This window comes from Hymenobacter agri (assembly GCF_054778495.1).
The window spans coordinates 1-15676 of sequence record NZ_BAAGZM010000037.1 but is presented as its reverse complement, the minus strand read 5'-3'; the positions used below and the strand labels follow the sequence as shown (position 1 = coordinate 15676).

At 56.9% G+C, this 15676-nt stretch carries 14 protein-coding genes; 5 read left to right on the top strand and 9 right to left on the bottom strand.

What is annotated here, in order from left to right; all coding sequences use genetic code 11:
- Window positions 1-287 (bottom strand): HupE/UreJ family protein (locus tag ACYVDE_RS03960; RefSeq protein WP_460500165.1); only part of this gene is annotated, 287 nt, incomplete at its 3' end.
- 339 nt (window positions 288-626) lie between these two features.
- On the opposite strand from ACYVDE_RS03960, the gene ACYVDE_RS03955 reads away from it, so the two are divergent.
- On the top strand, window positions 627-1118 hold the full coding sequence (locus ACYVDE_RS03955; protein WP_460500164.1) for a hypothetical protein: 492 nt from the start codon (window positions 627-629) through the stop codon (window positions 1116-1118).
- A 262-nt stretch (window positions 1119-1380) separates the two neighbouring features.
- A complete protein-coding gene (locus ACYVDE_RS03950) occupies window positions 1381-1800 on the top strand; it encodes a hypothetical protein (RefSeq protein ID WP_460500163.1) in 420 nt (139 codons plus the stop codon).
- A 37-nt stretch (window positions 1801-1837) separates the two neighbouring features.
- On the opposite strand, the gene clpB is transcribed toward ACYVDE_RS03950, so the two are convergent.
- The 5 genes from clpB to ACYVDE_RS03925 form a co-directional block, all read right to left on the bottom strand.
- On the bottom strand, window positions 1838-4447 hold the full coding sequence (gene clpB / locus ACYVDE_RS03945; protein WP_460500162.1) for an ATP-dependent Clp protease ATP-binding subunit: 2610 nt from the start codon (window positions 4445-4447) through the stop codon (window positions 1838-1840).
- Window positions 4448-4611: 164 nt separating this feature from the next.
- Window positions 4612-5625 (bottom strand): DUF4062 domain-containing protein, encoded by a 1014-nt coding sequence (locus tag ACYVDE_RS03940; protein ID WP_460500161.1) that lies wholly within the window; start codon window positions 5623-5625, stop codon window positions 4612-4614.
- Between the two features lie 106 nt (window positions 5626-5731).
- Window positions 5732-5995, bottom strand: coding sequence for a type II toxin-antitoxin system YoeB family toxin (locus tag ACYVDE_RS03935; RefSeq protein ID WP_460500160.1), 264 nt, complete (start codon window positions 5993-5995; stop codon window positions 5732-5734).
- Window positions 5992-6213: a type II toxin-antitoxin system Phd/YefM family antitoxin gene (locus ACYVDE_RS03930; RefSeq protein ID WP_460500159.1), complete on the bottom strand. Its 222-nt coding sequence runs from the start codon at window positions 6211-6213 to the stop codon at window positions 5992-5994. Before ACYVDE_RS03930 ends, ACYVDE_RS03935 begins: the two co-directional genes overlap by 4 nt.
- Window positions 6214-6351: 138 nt before the next feature.
- The gene (locus tag ACYVDE_RS03925) at window positions 6352-8079 is read right to left on the bottom strand and encodes a CocE/NonD family hydrolase (protein WP_460500158.1); all 1728 of its coding nucleotides are present in this window, start codon (window positions 8077-8079) and stop codon (window positions 6352-6354) included.
- A 239-nt stretch (window positions 8080-8318) separates the two neighbouring features.
- Here ACYVDE_RS03925 and ACYVDE_RS03920 point away from each other — a divergent pair, with 239 nt between their 5' ends.
- From ACYVDE_RS03920 to ACYVDE_RS03910, 3 genes are all read left to right on the top strand, one after another.
- Window positions 8319-8777 (top strand): hypothetical protein, encoded by a 459-nt coding sequence (locus tag ACYVDE_RS03920; RefSeq protein WP_460500157.1) that lies wholly within the window; start codon window positions 8319-8321, stop codon window positions 8775-8777.
- A gap of 33 nt (window positions 8778-8810) precedes the next feature.
- Window positions 8811-9458, top strand: a complete 648-nt coding sequence (locus ACYVDE_RS03915; protein WP_460500156.1) for a T9SS type A sorting domain-containing protein — start codon at window positions 8811-8813, stop codon at window positions 9456-9458.
- Between the two features lie 1148 nt (window positions 9459-10606).
- Complete coding sequence (locus tag ACYVDE_RS03910) at window positions 10607-12154, top strand: T9SS type B sorting domain-containing protein (protein WP_460500155.1); 1548 nt, start codon at window positions 10607-10609, stop codon at window positions 12152-12154.
- Window positions 12155-12202: 48 nt separating this feature from the next.
- Here ACYVDE_RS03910 and ACYVDE_RS03905 read toward each other — a convergent pair whose 3' ends face one another.
- The 3 genes from ACYVDE_RS03905 to ACYVDE_RS03895 all read right to left on the bottom strand — a co-directional run.
- A complete protein-coding gene (locus ACYVDE_RS03905) occupies window positions 12203-13558 on the bottom strand; it encodes a PQQ-dependent sugar dehydrogenase (RefSeq protein WP_460500154.1) in 1356 nt (451 codons plus the stop codon).
- An 84-nt stretch (window positions 13559-13642) separates the two neighbouring features.
- Window positions 13643-14050, bottom strand: coding sequence for an NUDIX hydrolase (locus ACYVDE_RS03900; RefSeq protein ID WP_460500153.1), 408 nt, complete (start codon window positions 14048-14050; stop codon window positions 13643-13645).
- A 137-nt stretch (window positions 14051-14187) separates the two neighbouring features.
- Window positions 14188-15676, bottom strand: a 1489-nt coding sequence (locus ACYVDE_RS03895) for an alpha/beta hydrolase family protein (RefSeq protein ID WP_460500152.1), incomplete at its 5' end; no start/stop codon positions are given.

Genomic DNA, 15676 nt, shown 5'->3' with positions numbered 1-15676 from the left:
GCCGTCGCCGAGCCGGCCCCGCGCAGGTTCACCAGTGCCGTAATCATAATCGTCACCGGAATCAGTGCCTCAATAATGGCGGGTTTGAACGCCACCAGCCCCAGCGTGGCCAGCGCCAGCGTGAGCGAGTGCCCCACCGTGAAGCTCGTGACCAGGGCAAGCACGCGCCGCCAGTCGGCCAGCACGTAGGGCGCGCACAGCGCCAGCAGAAACGTAAGGTGGTCGGCCGCGCGCGGCGTGCAGATGTGCAGGAACCCCAGTTGCAGGTAAGTCTGAAAAACGGTCATGGCGGCAAAGCTACCGGCCGTAAGGGCCTGCTACCGTTGCCAACTGTCGAAATCATGTGCCCACGAGATGCAGTGCCCACTTTATCTACACGACAACGGCGACGGTATTACTCTCTATATGGCCAACCTACTGTTCCTCCCTCTTATACAAAAAACGAACAATTAAGACATTTCAACTAATGAATTCAGCAAATCAATTCGTCATAAATATCTAAAAATCATTGTTTTAAACCTATTAATTCATTTTAAAAATCCGACTTTAGAGAGAAATCCCAGCTTTTGGCAACGCTGAGCCAGGCAACGTACTTCGCTTTATCAATCACCATCTTATTGCTGCTCATGCTACGCTCCTTCCTTTTTCTGCTTTTCCTGGCTGGCCCGGCCGCTGCCCAGACGCCCCTCGCTCCTTCCGTTGCCGCTACCGAGCTGCCGGCCACGCCACCGGCTAGTCGAACTGCGGCCGATACGGCGCGGGCAATTCACCGGCTGTATGCCCGGCACCGGCACTTCGGCGCGGCGCTCACTGCGGGCGCCATTGTTACCGACCTGACGCTGGCCGGTATTTCGGCCACAGAGGAAAGCCGCGATGAGCAAAAATCTCCCGGCGGAAGCGGCTACGGCAATTTTGTTGGCAATGGCCCCTTATTACATTTCGGCTTCGGTGGGTTTGCGCTGATTTACGGCATACTGGTTGCCCCGGTGGCGGTGGTCGGAGTTGAGCAGCTAATTGCCTACGGCCCCAAGCACGAAGCGAAAGTGCTGAACCAGTACCACGACACACACACTCTGCCCAAACGCGTTGCCCGCAAGCTGCGCCGGTACCTGCGCTAAGCGGCCATTCATTGCCTGCTATGCCCCCCCCCGGGTAATGCCGGGAATGCTGACCAGCCAGTAGCCACAAGCCAATGCCAATCATTCCCCCACCCCGCCGCCGTGGCCACCGCGGCCGGGGTAGCGAGAAGTTTCTAAGTTCGTCCCGTTCGCTTCTATTACGGCGCGCTTAGCAAGCACATAGCGGAATTGCTTATTTTGAAGAATACCGCTTGCATTTCGAAATACCTTTCCAATACCTATGCTACGTGTCCTCTGCATTTTGCTGCTATATTCCTTTCCCATTTATGGGCAAGTTCCCTCCAATGCCTCAACCAGCATAACTCCTTCTGCAACTTCCTCACACCTGTATACTGCGACCGACACGGTACAAGCCATTCATCGGTTGTTCAAAGCACGTCGCACCGGCGGCTATATCTTGACTGGAGGTGCCGTGATTTTTACGCGCATTGTTTTCACATCGGCTGGCACCGTACCAGCGGGCGTTTTTGGAGTTGTGGTTGGTGGAATACCGGCCGTAATTGGTTTTGGAAAGATTGTGCGATTTAGTATGAGCAGCGAAAATAAAGTTGTAGAGGACTTTGAAAAAACCAAAACACTTCCGAAATCAATTCGTCGCAGGCTCAAACGAGAATATTTTAAGTACGCAGGGGTTTTACTAAAAAAAGCCCCGCCAGCATAATGCTAACGGGGCTTTCCCATTCAAACTCAACTAACAATTACACCGCTGGCATTTCCACGTTCTCGAACTTCACCGCGCCGTCTTCCAGCACGGCTTCTACCACGGCATCTTTCGATACGCGGCCCGAAAGAATGTCTTTCGACAGCTCGTTCAAAATCACGCGCTGGAGCACGCGCTTCAAAGGCCGCGCGCCGAACTGCGGGTCGAAGCCGGACTCGCCCAGGTAGTCGAGCACTTCGTTCGTGGCTTCGAGCTGGATGCCGGCCTCGGCCAGGCGCTGCTGGATTTGCTTGAACTGGATGTCGACGATGCGGCGGATTTCCTTGCGCTTGAGGGGCTGGAACATCACGATTTCGTCGATGCGGTTCAGGAACTCGGGGCGCATGTGCTGCTTGAGGCGCTCCACCACTTCGTCGCGGGTGCGGTCGACGACCTCCTCGTGGTTGAACTCGTTAAGGTCCTTGAAGTTCTTCTGGATGATGTCGGCCCCGGTATTCGAGGTCATGATGATGATGGTGTTCTTGAAGTTCGCCACCCGGCCTTTGTTGTCGGTGAGGCGGCCGTCGTCGAGCACTTGCAGCAGGATGTTGAACACGTCGGGGTGGGCTTTCTCGATTTCATCGAGCAGCACCACCGAGTAGGGCTTGCGGCGCACGGCCTCCGTGAGCTGGCCGCCTTCGTCGTAGCCCACGTAGCCGGGAGGCGCGCCGATGAGCCGCGACACGGCGTGGCGCTCCTGAAACTCGCTCATGTCGATGCGCACCATGGCGTTTTCGTCATTGAACAAATACTCGGCTAAGGCCTTGGCCAGCTCGGTTTTGCCCACGCCGGTAGTGCCCAGGAAGATGAACGAGCCGATGGGCCGCTTGGGGTCTTGCAGGCCGGCGCGGGAGCGGCGCACGGCGTCGGAGATGGCCGCGATGGCTTCGCTCTGCCCAGCCACGCGCTTGCCCAGCTCGGCTTCGAGGTTGAGCAGCTTCTCGCGGTCCGATTGCAGCATCTTGCTCACCGGAATACCGGTCCACTTGGCCACCACTTCAGCGATGCTCTCGCTGGTCACCACTTCCTGCAGCATGGTGCCGCCGTCCTTATTGGCGTTGGCTTCGTCCTGCAGGGTTTTCAGCTTGGCTTCAGCTTCCTGAATCTTGCCATAGCGCAGCTCGGCTACCCGGGCATAATCGCCCTGGCGCTCGGCTTGCTCAGCTTCCAGCTTGAATTGCTCGATGGCTTCCTTCTGGGTTTGAATGCCGGTGAGGACGCCTTTTTCGCTTTCCCAGCGGGCCTTGAGGCTGTCGCGGCGGTCGTTCAGCTCGGCCAGCTCTTTGCTGAGGATGGCTTCGCGGTCGCGGTTGTCTTCGCGGCGGATGGCTTCGCGCTCAATTTCGAGCTGCATGATGCGGCGCTGAATCTCATCCAGCTCCACGGGCATGGAATTCAGCTCGATGCGGAGCTTGGCGGCGGCCTCGTCCATGAGGTCGATGGCCTTGTCGGGCAAAAACCGGTCGGTGATGTAGCGGGCGCTCAGCTCCACGGCCGCAATCACGGCGTCGTCGGTAATGCGCACGCCGTGGTGCAGCTCGTACTTTTCCTTGATGCCGCGCATGATGCTGATGGCGTCCTCAATGGTCGGCTCGTCCACCATCACGGCCTGGAAACGGCGTTCGAGGGCCTTGTCCTTCTCGATGTATTTCTGGTATTCCTTGAGCGTGGTGGCCCCGATGGCGTGCAGCTCGCCGCGCGCCAGGGCGGGCTTGAGCAGGTTGGCAGCGTCCATGGCGCCTTCGCCCCCGCCGCCAGCCCCGATGAGGGTGTGCATCTCGTCGATGAAGAGCACAATCTGGCCGTCGGAGTCGGTCACTTCCTTGATGACGGCCTTGAGGCGCTCCTCAAACTCGCCCTTGTACTTGGCCCCGGCCACGAGCAGACCCATGTCGAGGCTCATGATGGTTTTGTCGCGCAGGTTTTCGGGCACGTCGCCGGCCACGATGCGCTGGGCCAGGCCCTCCACGATGGCGGTTTTGCCCACGCCGGGCTCGCCGAGCAGCACGGGGTTGTTTTTGGTGCGGCGCGAGAGGATTTGCAGCACGCGGCGGATTTCCTCGTCGCGGCCAATCACGGGGTCCATCTTGCCGGTACGCACCTGCTCGTTAAGGTTGCGGGCGTAGCGGTTCAGGCTCTGGTACTGGTCTTCGGCACTCTGGCTCGTGACTTTGCGCCCGCCGCGCAGCTCCTGGATGGCGGCCTTGAGGTCTTTCTCATTGAAGCCGGTGTCTTTGAGCAGCGTGGCCACGGCATCGCGGCCGCCGAGGATGCCCAGCAGCAGGTGCTCGACGGACACGAACTCGTCGCCCATGTCCTTCATGGCGGCGTTGGCGCGCTGCACGGCGGCGGCCGCATCGTTGGCGAAATAGGGCGAGCCGCCGCTCACCTTGGGGTAGGCGGCCACAATGGCATCGAGCCGCGGCGTGAGGATGTTGAGGTTGGCGCCCAGCTTGTTGGCCAGAAACGAGAAGACGCTTTCGTCGCTCTGGAAGAGGCCCTTCAGCAAATGGCCCGTCTCAACGGCCTGCTGCTGGTTGCCTCCGGCTATTTCGGTGGCCTTCTGCACGGCCTCCTGTGCCTTGATGGTGAAGTTTTTAAAGTCCATTTTGGTTAGTTTCTAGGTAGGAACTTCGGGTTAGGAAGTTGTACGCAGGTACTAGCAAATGGGGTGCGAGAGTGGGTTTTCGGACTTTTTGGCGGGAAATTCAGATTAAATTCACTGCTAAGCAGACAACTTTTCAGCAAAGATTGATTTCGTAATCGCAAGCATTACTTTTCTTTCTCTGCTTGTGCTTGTTTCTCCTTTTTTGATTGCGCTGTTTTCTGCTTTGCTTGATGTAATATCAAATTGGTTTCTGCAATGAATCGTTTGCCATCGTCAGAAGTTCTCAATACATATACGTTATTCTGACCTCTTTTCTCGATTTTTTGTTCGATTAAGCCAAATGCAATCATATCTGATGCTACTTTATAAAGCAAATGATTTGCATCTCCCGAAGACACTTGGTTATCTATTCCGGTATTAAAAACTCCTGAATTCGAAATAAGTACATCAAGATACGACATAACATAGTCTTTATCTTGTTTGCTGACAGTTTTCGGAACCGTGACGCTTTTGCCCCTAAGAAGTTGCAACACCTCTTCATATTTAAAAGAGCCAAATAAACTTTTAGACACCTTACTGTTTTTTGACGTTAACTCCTTATTTAATTTATTGACTTCGTCCTGCAATGAAGACAATTGATTTAATAAGGAGGAAACATCTGGCATATCTTCATACCTAATCCATCCTTTCAGGTCAAAGCGACTTTGTATATCTAATATTGATTCAAATACAGAAATTTTAATTTCATTGTCGTTATCAAAAAATCTGCATACTTTGGAAAGAACAAGCTCTTTAAAGGCATCGTATTTCTCAATCTGTTTTCTTTCAAGCACAGTTGTTCCATGCTCTTTTACTTTTGCTTGGAGCAAATTATCAGAAACCACTATCGCAAAAACTGGCTTGTTTTTTTCCAGTGCGTATCTGTACTCAACCTCCGTGTAAGACAGGCCTGACTGTTTATCAATTGACCCGTAACGCCCGCCTAAAACGAGCATATATACATCTGATTCGTCTATCCATCTTTTAATTATTTCTAATTGTGATTCATTACCTGCCGAAAACAATTCCATTCCAGCAGGAATATGTCCTGCTCTCAGTATTGCTTCAACTGCAGACTGTCTCTCAGCTTGTAAGTCTGCGAAAGTAGAAGAAATAAAAATTTGTAATTTCTTTTTCATAGTGAGGGAAACACAAAGCTAAAAACCATTGAGAATTTCTTAGAATCAAAAAGCAAGCTACCCCAGAAGCTCTCGTTTCGTCAGCGGCGGGAGCAGCGGGCGGGGGCTACTTGTCGCCGTAGTGGAAGCGGCAGGCGGCAATGCGCAGGCCGTCGTCAGCAGCTTTGTACACCAAGCGGTGTTTGTGGTTAATGCGGCGCGACCAGTAGCCGAGCAGGTCGCCTTTTAGCGCTTCAGATTTGCCCGTGCCCGCGAAAGGTGTACGCTGGCATTCCTTGAGCAGCGAGTTGATTTTGCGGAGAATGGCGCGGTCGGTTTCCTGCCAATACAGATATTGCTCCCAGGCGGCCTCATCCCAAATCAGCCTCATGCGTCGATAAGGTCGTGCTGTACGCCCTTACCGTTCTCCAATCGCTCAATGGCATCCTTCAGGGCTTTCGCATTGGCTGGATTGCTTAGCAAATACTTCGTTTCATCCTGCGGCTTGGATTTCGTGCGGGCCGGCGTGGCTTTCACAAACGGCAGGCTTTGCAGCAACTCCATCATGAAGGCCGCTTTGTTATCAGGAATTTCCAGAGTGATTTTCATACTATTCAAAACTACGAAGATTCCGCATAGTTCCTCATGCCTGCTTGCCACTAACCCAGAATCACCTGTTTCCTCAGCGGCGAGGCGGCGGGTGGGGCATAACAGATTCTCACGCCGACAGATACAAGGCTTTGCGTCTCACTTAATCACCGGTAGCTCAACGAACGAAGCGTTGGCGTTGTCTCGGTATATGGTGTAGGTGGGAGTAGCCTGGGCCGGAACCCTGTCGAAGGTGTCCTTGTCGGCGCCCGCTATGGCAATTCGGATGGAATGGCCTTTCTTGACAAGAACGGAAATGGGCCACAGCTTAAATGAGACAGGCTGCACCTTATTCACGGGCATGGGCGACGCATCGGCCTGCGTAAAAGAATGATACGGCAGTCCCTCAAACAGCTTGTTTTTCGCCAGTTTCCGGTGCTCCAGCAGTAAGCCGCCCTCGGTGAGGTATCGGCTCCGTCCGTTTTCGTCGATATCCTCCAGATAGACGAAAACAGCGCCCTCGCTATGTGTAGACGAGAGGTTTAGGGTGATGCTCGGCGTTCCTGAAAGCTGAACATCTTCCTCAACGGCTTCCGTCGTGTAGGTCAGCATCAGGGAGTCTGCCTTATTTCTACGGTCTAAATTCAGGATAGGCTTGCCCATTTGAGTAGCCCATCTATTCGTCGGGCTGGTGGTCGTTGAAAAGTTAACCGTGTATTTATCCGTTCCACCCGATTTGTCCGGTGCCGAGGTATTCAGCTTGCCGCTGCCCTGAAAAAAGAATCGCACTCGCTGCTGCCCCGTAGGCGGCCACACTGCCGATTCCCGAAAGCTCTCTTCGCCAAAGTTATAATATTTAATTGCAGGCCATTTCTCCACGCCTCTGGGCTTGCCTTTCAGATACTGGTCGAAAAAATCGAGCTGCAGCTGCAATTGCTCACTCACTGCCGGATTGGGCGCCACCGTTCTGTCGGCAACGATGAAAGGGCTGGCATTGAATACTCCGCCGTGGCTATTTGGCATTAATACCACTTTTTGCAGGTTGCTGAAATTATTAAATCTCAGCAAGGTGCCTTCTGCCGTTCCGGCATCCATCCAGCTGGTAAGCACCAGCATGGGCACTTTCGACGCTGAGATTTCATTCTTCCAGCCGATGGGTGAGCACTGCATGTACGAGTATTTTCCGAGTTTGGAATCCTTGTATCTGGCCTTAGTCGTGCTCGCCAACACCACCGGGTTGTTGCGATGCTCGGCAACGGCCTCATCTGGCTTATTATCGACGCGCCTGACGCTGCGTTTTAATTTGTTGGTTGCATTATCATCTAATGCTTTCACAAAAGCACTCCACTGCGCGATAAAACCGGTTGCAATCATTCCGTACGGCCTGATGGGACTCTCGTAAATATCGAAATCAGACCAACAAGGGCTTACGGCTTTAACGGCTTTATGCTTTGTGGCGCACAGCAATTCGGCCGTAGTGCCCGAATACGAGCCCCCATAAGCACCCACTACTCCATCGGACCAAGCCTGTTTAACAATCCAGTCGACGATATACGTTGCGTCTGCTACTTCTTCAGGCGTGTACTCCCCGGGCCGCACGCCGTAGGATGCGCCGGTACCCCGAACGTCAATTTTAACCAGGATGTAATTATTCGCCAGGAAAAATTTATCGCGCTTATTCAGCGACTGATTCGGCTCTCCGGTTTCCGGGTTTTCGGATGCCCGCCAGTACCTGGTGAATTCACAAAGGGCAGGCAACTTTTCATTACTGTAGCTGTCAGGAAAATGCACATCCACTGCAAGCTTTACTCCTCCGGCCACCGCTACATAGTATGACCTAGCTGTTGAAACCGGCTGTCCATTGGCAGAGCGCTGAAATATGAGCACGCAAAAGCCAATGAGAAGAACGAACCTTATGTTATACATCATATTTTATAATTGCATGCCGTTTGACAGCAGCGGCCAACCCAAATTTTTCTTGCAGCTATAGCACTCCCGGATTGCGCTAATATCCTGCGTACCATCAATACTACTACAACTACCCGTCTCTTCTTCGCTAACCGCAAGAAATAGCACAGCCTGATTCCATTTAAATCCCTGTTGCGCTCAGGCGGTGAGCGTGAGGCTTGGCCTCGGCCCACAGAAGGCAGCAGGCTGCTTACTCGGCATTAGCAAGCGGGCGCTGTTACGGTTTCAGCATCGGGTGGATTTTTAGTAAATGCGCAGCAAGCAGCCGCTTCAATTTTGGCTGGAAATTATTCTCTTTATCAAAAATATTCAATGGGTTGTATACTCCGTTCGGGACTGCAGAAAGAAAGGGCTTATGCGCTGGCCTAATTTCAGATTCCGCAGATTCCTCAACAGTGGCGGTAGCCGATGAACTGATTTCTTGTGCTGAGCATCGCGAAAGCCCTGCTTCCCGCATTTTGACTGGGTGCAACTCTACCGGCGCGGAAGAGCAAACCTTTGCACTGATTAAAGACAAACCTTTGCGCAATATTTTTTCACTTATTATTTTAAAAATGACCTTGCGGAAGCCCCTAATTCACTTGAAATACAGTAACGCTTTTGTATTTTCGACGTAAAATTTCCACCATTCACTTTCAAACCCCACCAAAATGAAAATCTCTACTCTTAAGCTAAGTGCTCTACTGGCTTTCCTGTTCTCGGCCACGGTGTCGATGGCACAGACCACCAACTACAACTCTATCGGCATCATCGGCACCGCCACTCCGGGCGCCTGGACGACGGAAACGGGCCTGACGCGCACCGCCGCTGGTGGCCACGACTGGTCTATTACGATGGCTTTGACCGCAGGTGAAGCGAAGTTCCGGGCAAACAACGACTGGACGGTTAGCTGGGGCGCCAACACCTTTCCTTCTGGCACTGGCAGCACCAACAATGGCCCGAACATTCCGGTTACGGCCGGCCGCTACCTCATCCGTTTCAACGACCAGACCGGCGTTTACTCCTTTTCGGTAGCAGCAGGCACCAAATCGGCCGACGCAGCCGTGCTGAAACTGGCTTTGGCCCCGAACCCGACCAGCGGCTCGGTGCAAGTGGCTTACGAGCTGCCGACGGCGGCCAACGCTACCATTGAAGTACAGAACCTGCTGGGCCAGCGCGTGAAAGCTTTGGCGCCGGTGTTCCAGGGTGCTGGTGCCCGGGCGCAGGAAGTGTCGCTGAACGGCATGGCTCCCGGCATCTACCTGGTGCAGCTGAAAACGGCCGACATGACGCAAACCAGCCGTCTGGTGGTGCAGTAACCCCTTGCAAGCGTTTTTTGAAAAGGGCTGCCTTATGGCAGCCCTTTTTTTTATGTGCCAGCTACGTGTTTTTCGGTACTTATGCGGCCAGCAAAAGGACTGGCAAGCTATTGAGCTAGTTGGCAGCGACGGCAAACCCGGGGTACCGGCGGTGCGATAAGACCGGACAATTGGTCGGCACGGCCGTAGCAAAATGCGCGTTTCAGCGCTACTGAAACCCGGATATTTTGCCTGATGGATTTCCAACTTCAGTGAAGTTGCCCGACAGCGTGCCGGATTATATCTGTTTGCTTGCTAATTAATTTCCGACGCTTATCTTAGCTTTCTCCCTCCTTTTCCCGTCATTATGCACGCATTTATCCACCGAATGCCTACCTGCCTGGCGCCCCATAACCGCATTCATTCCAACGGCAAACGCCGGAACGCGCGGTTCATCATTGAGAACACCGAGCGCGCCCCAAAGCGCCCCTGACGATTTTCGACTATCGTAATCGGCAGGTATTCGTTCCGCTGATTATCAGAATCTCTCTACCAAAGCCCGCACGACCATCTGCGGCGCCTTGCCGACGGTACTACCTGCAAAGCCTGGGGCAACATTGCACGCGAGCCCAAGACGCTCGATGTGTAGCTTCCGCCACCGTACCGGCAATGCGCTCTTCGTGACGCGACCTCAGTGGCCAGTCAGTTTGCCTGGCTATTACCTTCCTTTCCACACGCTTATGCTTATCCGTTTACTACGTCGCAGCCTGTTGGTGCTGCTATTGGGGCTTTGCCAGGGGCTGATGCCCGCCCGGGCCAACCATGTAATGGGTGGAGAGCTGACGTATCGCTGGCTGCAAACCAATGCCGGCAATACTACTTATCAGCTGTCGGCCCGGATATACTTCAACCGGGCCACGTCTTATAACGGGGATTTTGATGTGGTGATTACGGTTGCCTCTAAGGCGCCTGGGAATGCGGTATTGTGGCGACGCAATGTGCAGAGGTCCTCCTCAAGCTGGCTGTCAGCGCCTGGCAATTATTGCACAACCGTAGCATACAACAGCTTGATAGCTATTTATAGTACCGCGGTTACCCTGCCGGCGGTTCCCGAGGGATACCAGGCTTCGTTCAACCTAAGGGCCCGGAATGGCGAAGTTGTGAACCTGGTGTCGCCGTTGGATACGGATGTCTTTATCGCCACCGACATCCCCCCTAGTAGCGTGGTCAACTCGTCGCCCATGTTTGCGGCCCATGCCGTGACGCAGGCCTGCCTGAACGAAGCCAGCGTGATGAACAACACTGCCTACGACGCCGACGGTGACCGCCTGAGCTACTCCCTGGCAGCACCGGTTAATAATGCTCAGACTACCATGTACGCCACGGGCTACAGCCTGGCCCAGCCTTTCGGGGCCGATGGCACCGTGGCCCTGGACGAGCAAACAGGCACGCTCACGTACCGATGCCGCCGCCAAGGCGCGTTCGAGTTGGCGCTCGACGTGAAGGAATACCGCGTCATTAATGGCCGCGAAGTACTGCTGAGCACCATGCGGCGCGATATTCAGATAGTCGTGCGGATATGTCAGAATAACGTTTCCACCAACCAGGCACCGGTATTCACGGCGGCCTCGCTAGCCACCCGCGATTTCCAGGTACAGGAGGGGCAAAGCCTGGATTTCAACTTTACCGCCACCGACCCCGAAGGCCAGGCCGAGGTGATGACCGTGCGCAGTATTCTGCTTGATGGACCCGGGGGTATTGTGGCCAGCTTGAATGGCGACCCGGGCAACGGCAGCAGCGCGATGCCGCTGGGCACTGTAGTAACCAATGGCACCCCCACGGTAACGGGCACATTCCATCTGCTCACAACCTGTGGCATGGCCCGGGCCATACCCTACGACGTGCTGGTGACGGTGGAAGACGCGGACGGCTGTGATAGAAAGTCCACTACGGTTTTATTTCGCATTATGGTGGTTAGTCCGTCGGGCCCCAGCGGCATCAGCGGCAATGCCAACGTGTGTACGGGCACCCTGGCGACCTACACGGCCACAGGCAGTGCGTATAGCAGCTACCAATGGACAGTGCAGGGGGGCCAGCTGATAGGTGCTACTACCGGCGCCACCGTGCAGGTGCGCTGGGATGGCTCCGACGCGGGTCGGCTGACGGTAACGGGGGTGCTTCAGGGTAGCTGCCGCACAACGGCCACCAGCAAAACCGTGGACATCGTTCCGGGCCTGGCAATTTCGGGGCCCACGGCATACTGCCGCACCACCAGCACCGGACTGCAATACACAGTAGCCGGCCCGCCGCTTGCGTACACCTGGACCCTCACGGGCGGCACCATTGTGAGCGGGCAGGGCACAAATGCTGTGGTGGTCGATATTGCCGCCGGCAGTTCCGCGCAGCTATCCGTAGTCGCGCCCGCCGGTCCCTTGTGCGGCACTGACCTTGCTATAAAACCAGACGACAGCTGCCTGTATTTCTACAACGTCATTACCCCCAATGCCGACGGCCAAAACGACGTGTTTGAGGTGGAGAACATTGCCCGCCACCCAGGCACGAGCCTCACAGTGTTCAACCGCTGGGGCCGCAAGGTGTACGAATCGGCCGATTATCACAATGACTTCGGCAGCACAGCCGCCGTCGGCGTGTACTACTATTACTGCCAGCTGGCCGACGGCACTACCTACAAAGGCTGGTTCGAGGTTATGCGCTAAGTGGGCCAAGGGCGGTAGCGCCTGCCGGCGCGGCAGGCGCTACCGCCCTCAGCGGGCTGATGGGGTAGAAACGCTTACTCGCCAAAGCTTGTCGGCCGCATCGTCGGCAACAAGCAGCGAGCCATCGGGGAGCGTAGCCACGCCCACGGGGCGGCCGTAGGCCTCTTTGGAGTTGCCGCCGGCCAGAAAGCCGGTGAGAAAATCTTCGGGTTGGCCGGGGCGACCGTTAGCGAATGGCACGAATACAACCTTATAGCCAGAGTATTGCGTGCGGTTCCAGGAACCATGCTCGCCGATGAAGGCACCGTTGTGGTACCTGGCCGGAAAGGCCTTTTTATCATAGAACGCCAGGCCCAGCGCGGCCACGTGGGCGCCGAGCGGCACGTCGGGCACCACGGCTTTTTTGACGAGGTCGGGCCGCTCGTTTTTGCGGCGAGGGTCTTCGTTCGGGCCGAAGTACGCGTAGGGCCAGCCGTAGAAGCCGCCTTCGCGCACACTGGTGAAGTAGTCGGGCACCAGCTCGTCGCCCAGTTCGTCGCGCTCGTTTACCACCGTCCAGAGCTTGCTGGTGCCGGGCTGCCACTGCAGGCCGATGGGATTGCGCAAGCCGCTGGCGTAGATGCGCTCGCCGGTACCGTCGGGGTTAATTTCGAGAATGTCGGCGCGGCGCACCTCGTCTTCCGCCCCGTTTTCCTGCGCGTTCGAGCCCGAGCCAACAGTGACGTAGATTTTGGAGCCGTCGGCGTTGGCCAGCAGGTTGCGGGTCCAATGGTTGTTGTAGCCACCCTTGGGCAGGTCGAGGATGCGCTGGCCGTCGCCCACGATTGTAGTAGCTCCGGGCTGGTAAGGGTAGCGCAGCACGCCGTCGGTATTGGCCACGTAGAATGTATTGCCAATGAGCAGCATGCCAAAGGGCTGGCTGAGGCCTTTGGTAAGAAAGGTGGTGCGTAAGTCGGGGCGGCCGTCGTGATTGGTGTCGCGCAGCAGCGTAATGCGGTCGGCACTGTGGTCGCGCAGCGAGCGGGACTTGTCCAGCTTCAGCTCGGCGGCTATTTTTTTGGTCATGCTCATCGGAATGGTGCTGGCTTCGGCTACCAGCACATCGCCGTTGGGCAGCACGTACAGCCAGCGCGGGCTGTCGAAGCTGCCGGCATACTCCGTGACGGTGAAGCCGGCGGGCGCGGTGGGCGTTTTGCCTGCCGGCCAGGGCCTGATGCTGACGCGGTTGCTGACGGACTTGGTGGCGTAGGGCGCGGGCAGGTGCACCGAGTCGGCGGTGGGCGTGGCCACGGTCTGGGCCGGTGTATTAGCGGCGGCTTCCTGCTTTTCTTGTTGGCTAGGGCCACTGCAGGCGGCCAACAGGCCCAGGCTGGCCAGCAGCAAGGCGGGGTTGTTGCTTATCATCCGAAAGAGAGGACTCGTCTTAACCGGAAAAGGACCGACTGGACAGTTGGTGTTCTTACTGCTGCTACTCGAATAAGTTGCTGGCTACCCGGCCAGCAGGTCCTGCCCGCGCAGCCAGTCAAAAATCAGCTGGTCGACGGCCGATACCTGGGGCCGGTGGCGGTAGCTCAGCCACACGACTTCCGCGATTTCGGCGGCGGGCTGCAGCGTGCCGGTGTAGCGGGAGGCGTAGTAGCACGTCATGCGCACGAGCACGCCGGCCGGGTGGCCGTGCGCGGGCGCTTCGAAGGTGCCGGCGTATTCGAGGCTGGCCGGGTCGAGGGCCACGGTCAGCTCTTCTTCGATTTCGCGCAGCAGGGTTTGCTGGTCGGTTTCGCCGGGCTCGCGCTTGCCGCCGGGCAGGTAGTACCGGTCTTTGCCATGGCTGCGGGTACTGAGAATCTGGCCGTCGCGCAGGTGCAGCCAGGCTATTTTATCGATGGGTGCGGGCATGGGTAGCGTAATGGTAAAACAGCACGTCATGCTGAGCGCAGCCGAAGCAGCTCTACCGCATAAGCAATTATTTACTCTTCGCGGTAGAGCTGCTTCGGCTGCGCTCAGCATGACGTGCTCAATACTCAATCGGGGACCTAGTTGGCCGGGGCGGGCGCTGGGTTCTTCACGTATTTATTCAGCCACGAATCCATCTCCCAGAGCATGTGGAGCAGGTTTTCGCGGGCGGCGTAGCTGTGGGCCTCGGCGGGCAGCACCACGTAGCGGGCCGTAGCGCCCTGGCCCTTGAGGGCCGCGAAGTAGCGCTCACTCTGAATGGGGAAGGTGCCCGAGTTATTGTCGGCCTCGCCGTGGATGAGCAGGATGGGCGTCTTGATTTTGTCGGCGTAGTTGAAGGGCGACATGGCGTTATACACCTCCGGCGCTTGCCAGAAGGTGCGCTCTTCACCCTGGAAGCCGAAGGGCGTGAGCGTGCGGTTGTAGGCCCCACTGCGCGCAATGCCGGCCTTGAACAGGTTGGAGTGCGAAAGCAAATTGGCCGTCATGAACGCGCCGTAGCTGTGGCCCATCACGCCCACGCGGGCAGGGTCGACCACACCCAGGCGGGCGCCTTCGTCGATGGCGGCTTTGGCGCTGCTCACCAGCTGCTCGGTGTAGGTATCGTTGGGCTCCTTGCTGCCCTCGCCCACAATCGGAATGCTGGCGTTGGCCAGCACGGCGTAGCCCTGCGTTACCCAGAACACGGGCGATGCCCAGCTCAGGCGGGTGAAGGTGTAGGGCGAGCCGCTCACCTGCCCGGCGTTGTTCTTGTCCTTGAACTCAACCGGGTAGGCCTCCATCAGCGTGGGCAGCGGCCCGTCGGTCTTCTTGTAGTTGACGGGCAGGTAGAGGTCGGCCGTGAGGTCGACGCCATCGGCGCGCTTGTAGTGCAGCACCTGCTTCTTAAAGCTGCCGCCGAAGGCCGCGTAGGGGTTGGCAAAGTGCGTGACGGCCACGGGCTTGGCCTTTTTGCCGGCGTCGCGCAGGTAGTAGTTGGGCGCTTCGGTCAGCGACTCGCGGCGCGTCAGCAACTCGCGGTGCTTGCCGCTGGCATCGAGGATGGCGACGGGGGTTTCGTAGGCCGGCGCTTCGGAGCGCCACCAGCGGGTGGTTTTGTGGGTGCTGAGGTCGGTTTCGTCCACGAAGGGGCGGTCGCCTTCGGGCGAGGCGCCCTGGCCCAGCAGGTAGATGCTCTGGCCGCTGGGGCCGCCGGTGAGCAGCACATATTTGCCCTGGGCGTTGCGGTGCTCGTAGGGCGTGCCGGGGTCTTTGTAAGTATCCTGCGACGAGCCGTCGAACAGCACGCTCAGCGGCTGGGCGGGGGCGCTGGGGTTCAGCTGCCAGGTGGTCTGGTGGCGGTCGGCCCAACGGTAGCCTTCGGCCAGGGCCAGCTTCTCGTTGCCCCAGTTGATGCCGCCGAAGCGCATGGGCAGGGCCGCCAGTTCCTGCGGCGCGGCAGCGAAGGGCGCGGCCTGCGTGAACACTTTGTCGCGGATGTCGGCCTTCACTTTGGGGTCGCCGCCATCCTGCGCTTCTACATAATAGAGCGTGGCGGGCACGTCGGCGCGCCAGGCGTGGCCGCGCGGG

Coding starts and splice junctions, on each gene's coding strand:
- ACYVDE_RS03955 (WP_460500164.1), top strand. CDS start 627: ATGCTACGCTCCTTCCTTTTTCTGCTTTTCCTGGCTGGCCCGGCCGCT.
- clpB (WP_460500162.1), bottom strand. CDS start 4,447: ATGGACTTTAAAAACTTCACCATCAAGGCACAGGAGGCCGTGCAGAAG.
- ACYVDE_RS03940 (WP_460500161.1), bottom strand. CDS start 5,625: ATGAAAAAGAAATTACAAATTTTTATTTCTTCTACTTTCGCAGACTTA.
- ACYVDE_RS03935 (WP_460500160.1), bottom strand. CDS start 5,995: ATGAGGCTGATTTGGGATGAGGCCGCCTGGGAGCAATATCTGTATTGG.
- ACYVDE_RS03930 (WP_460500159.1), bottom strand. CDS start 6,213: ATGAAAATCACTCTGGAAATTCCTGATAACAAAGCGGCCTTCATGATG.
- ACYVDE_RS03915 (WP_460500156.1), top strand. CDS start 8,811: ATGAAAATCTCTACTCTTAAGCTAAGTGCTCTACTGGCTTTCCTGTTC.
- ACYVDE_RS03905 (WP_460500154.1), bottom strand. CDS start 13,558: ATGATAAGCAACAACCCCGCCTTGCTGCTGGCCAGCCTGGGCCTGTTG.
- ACYVDE_RS03900 (WP_460500153.1), bottom strand. CDS start 14,050: ATGCCCGCACCCATCGATAAAATAGCCTGGCTGCACCTGCGCGACGGC.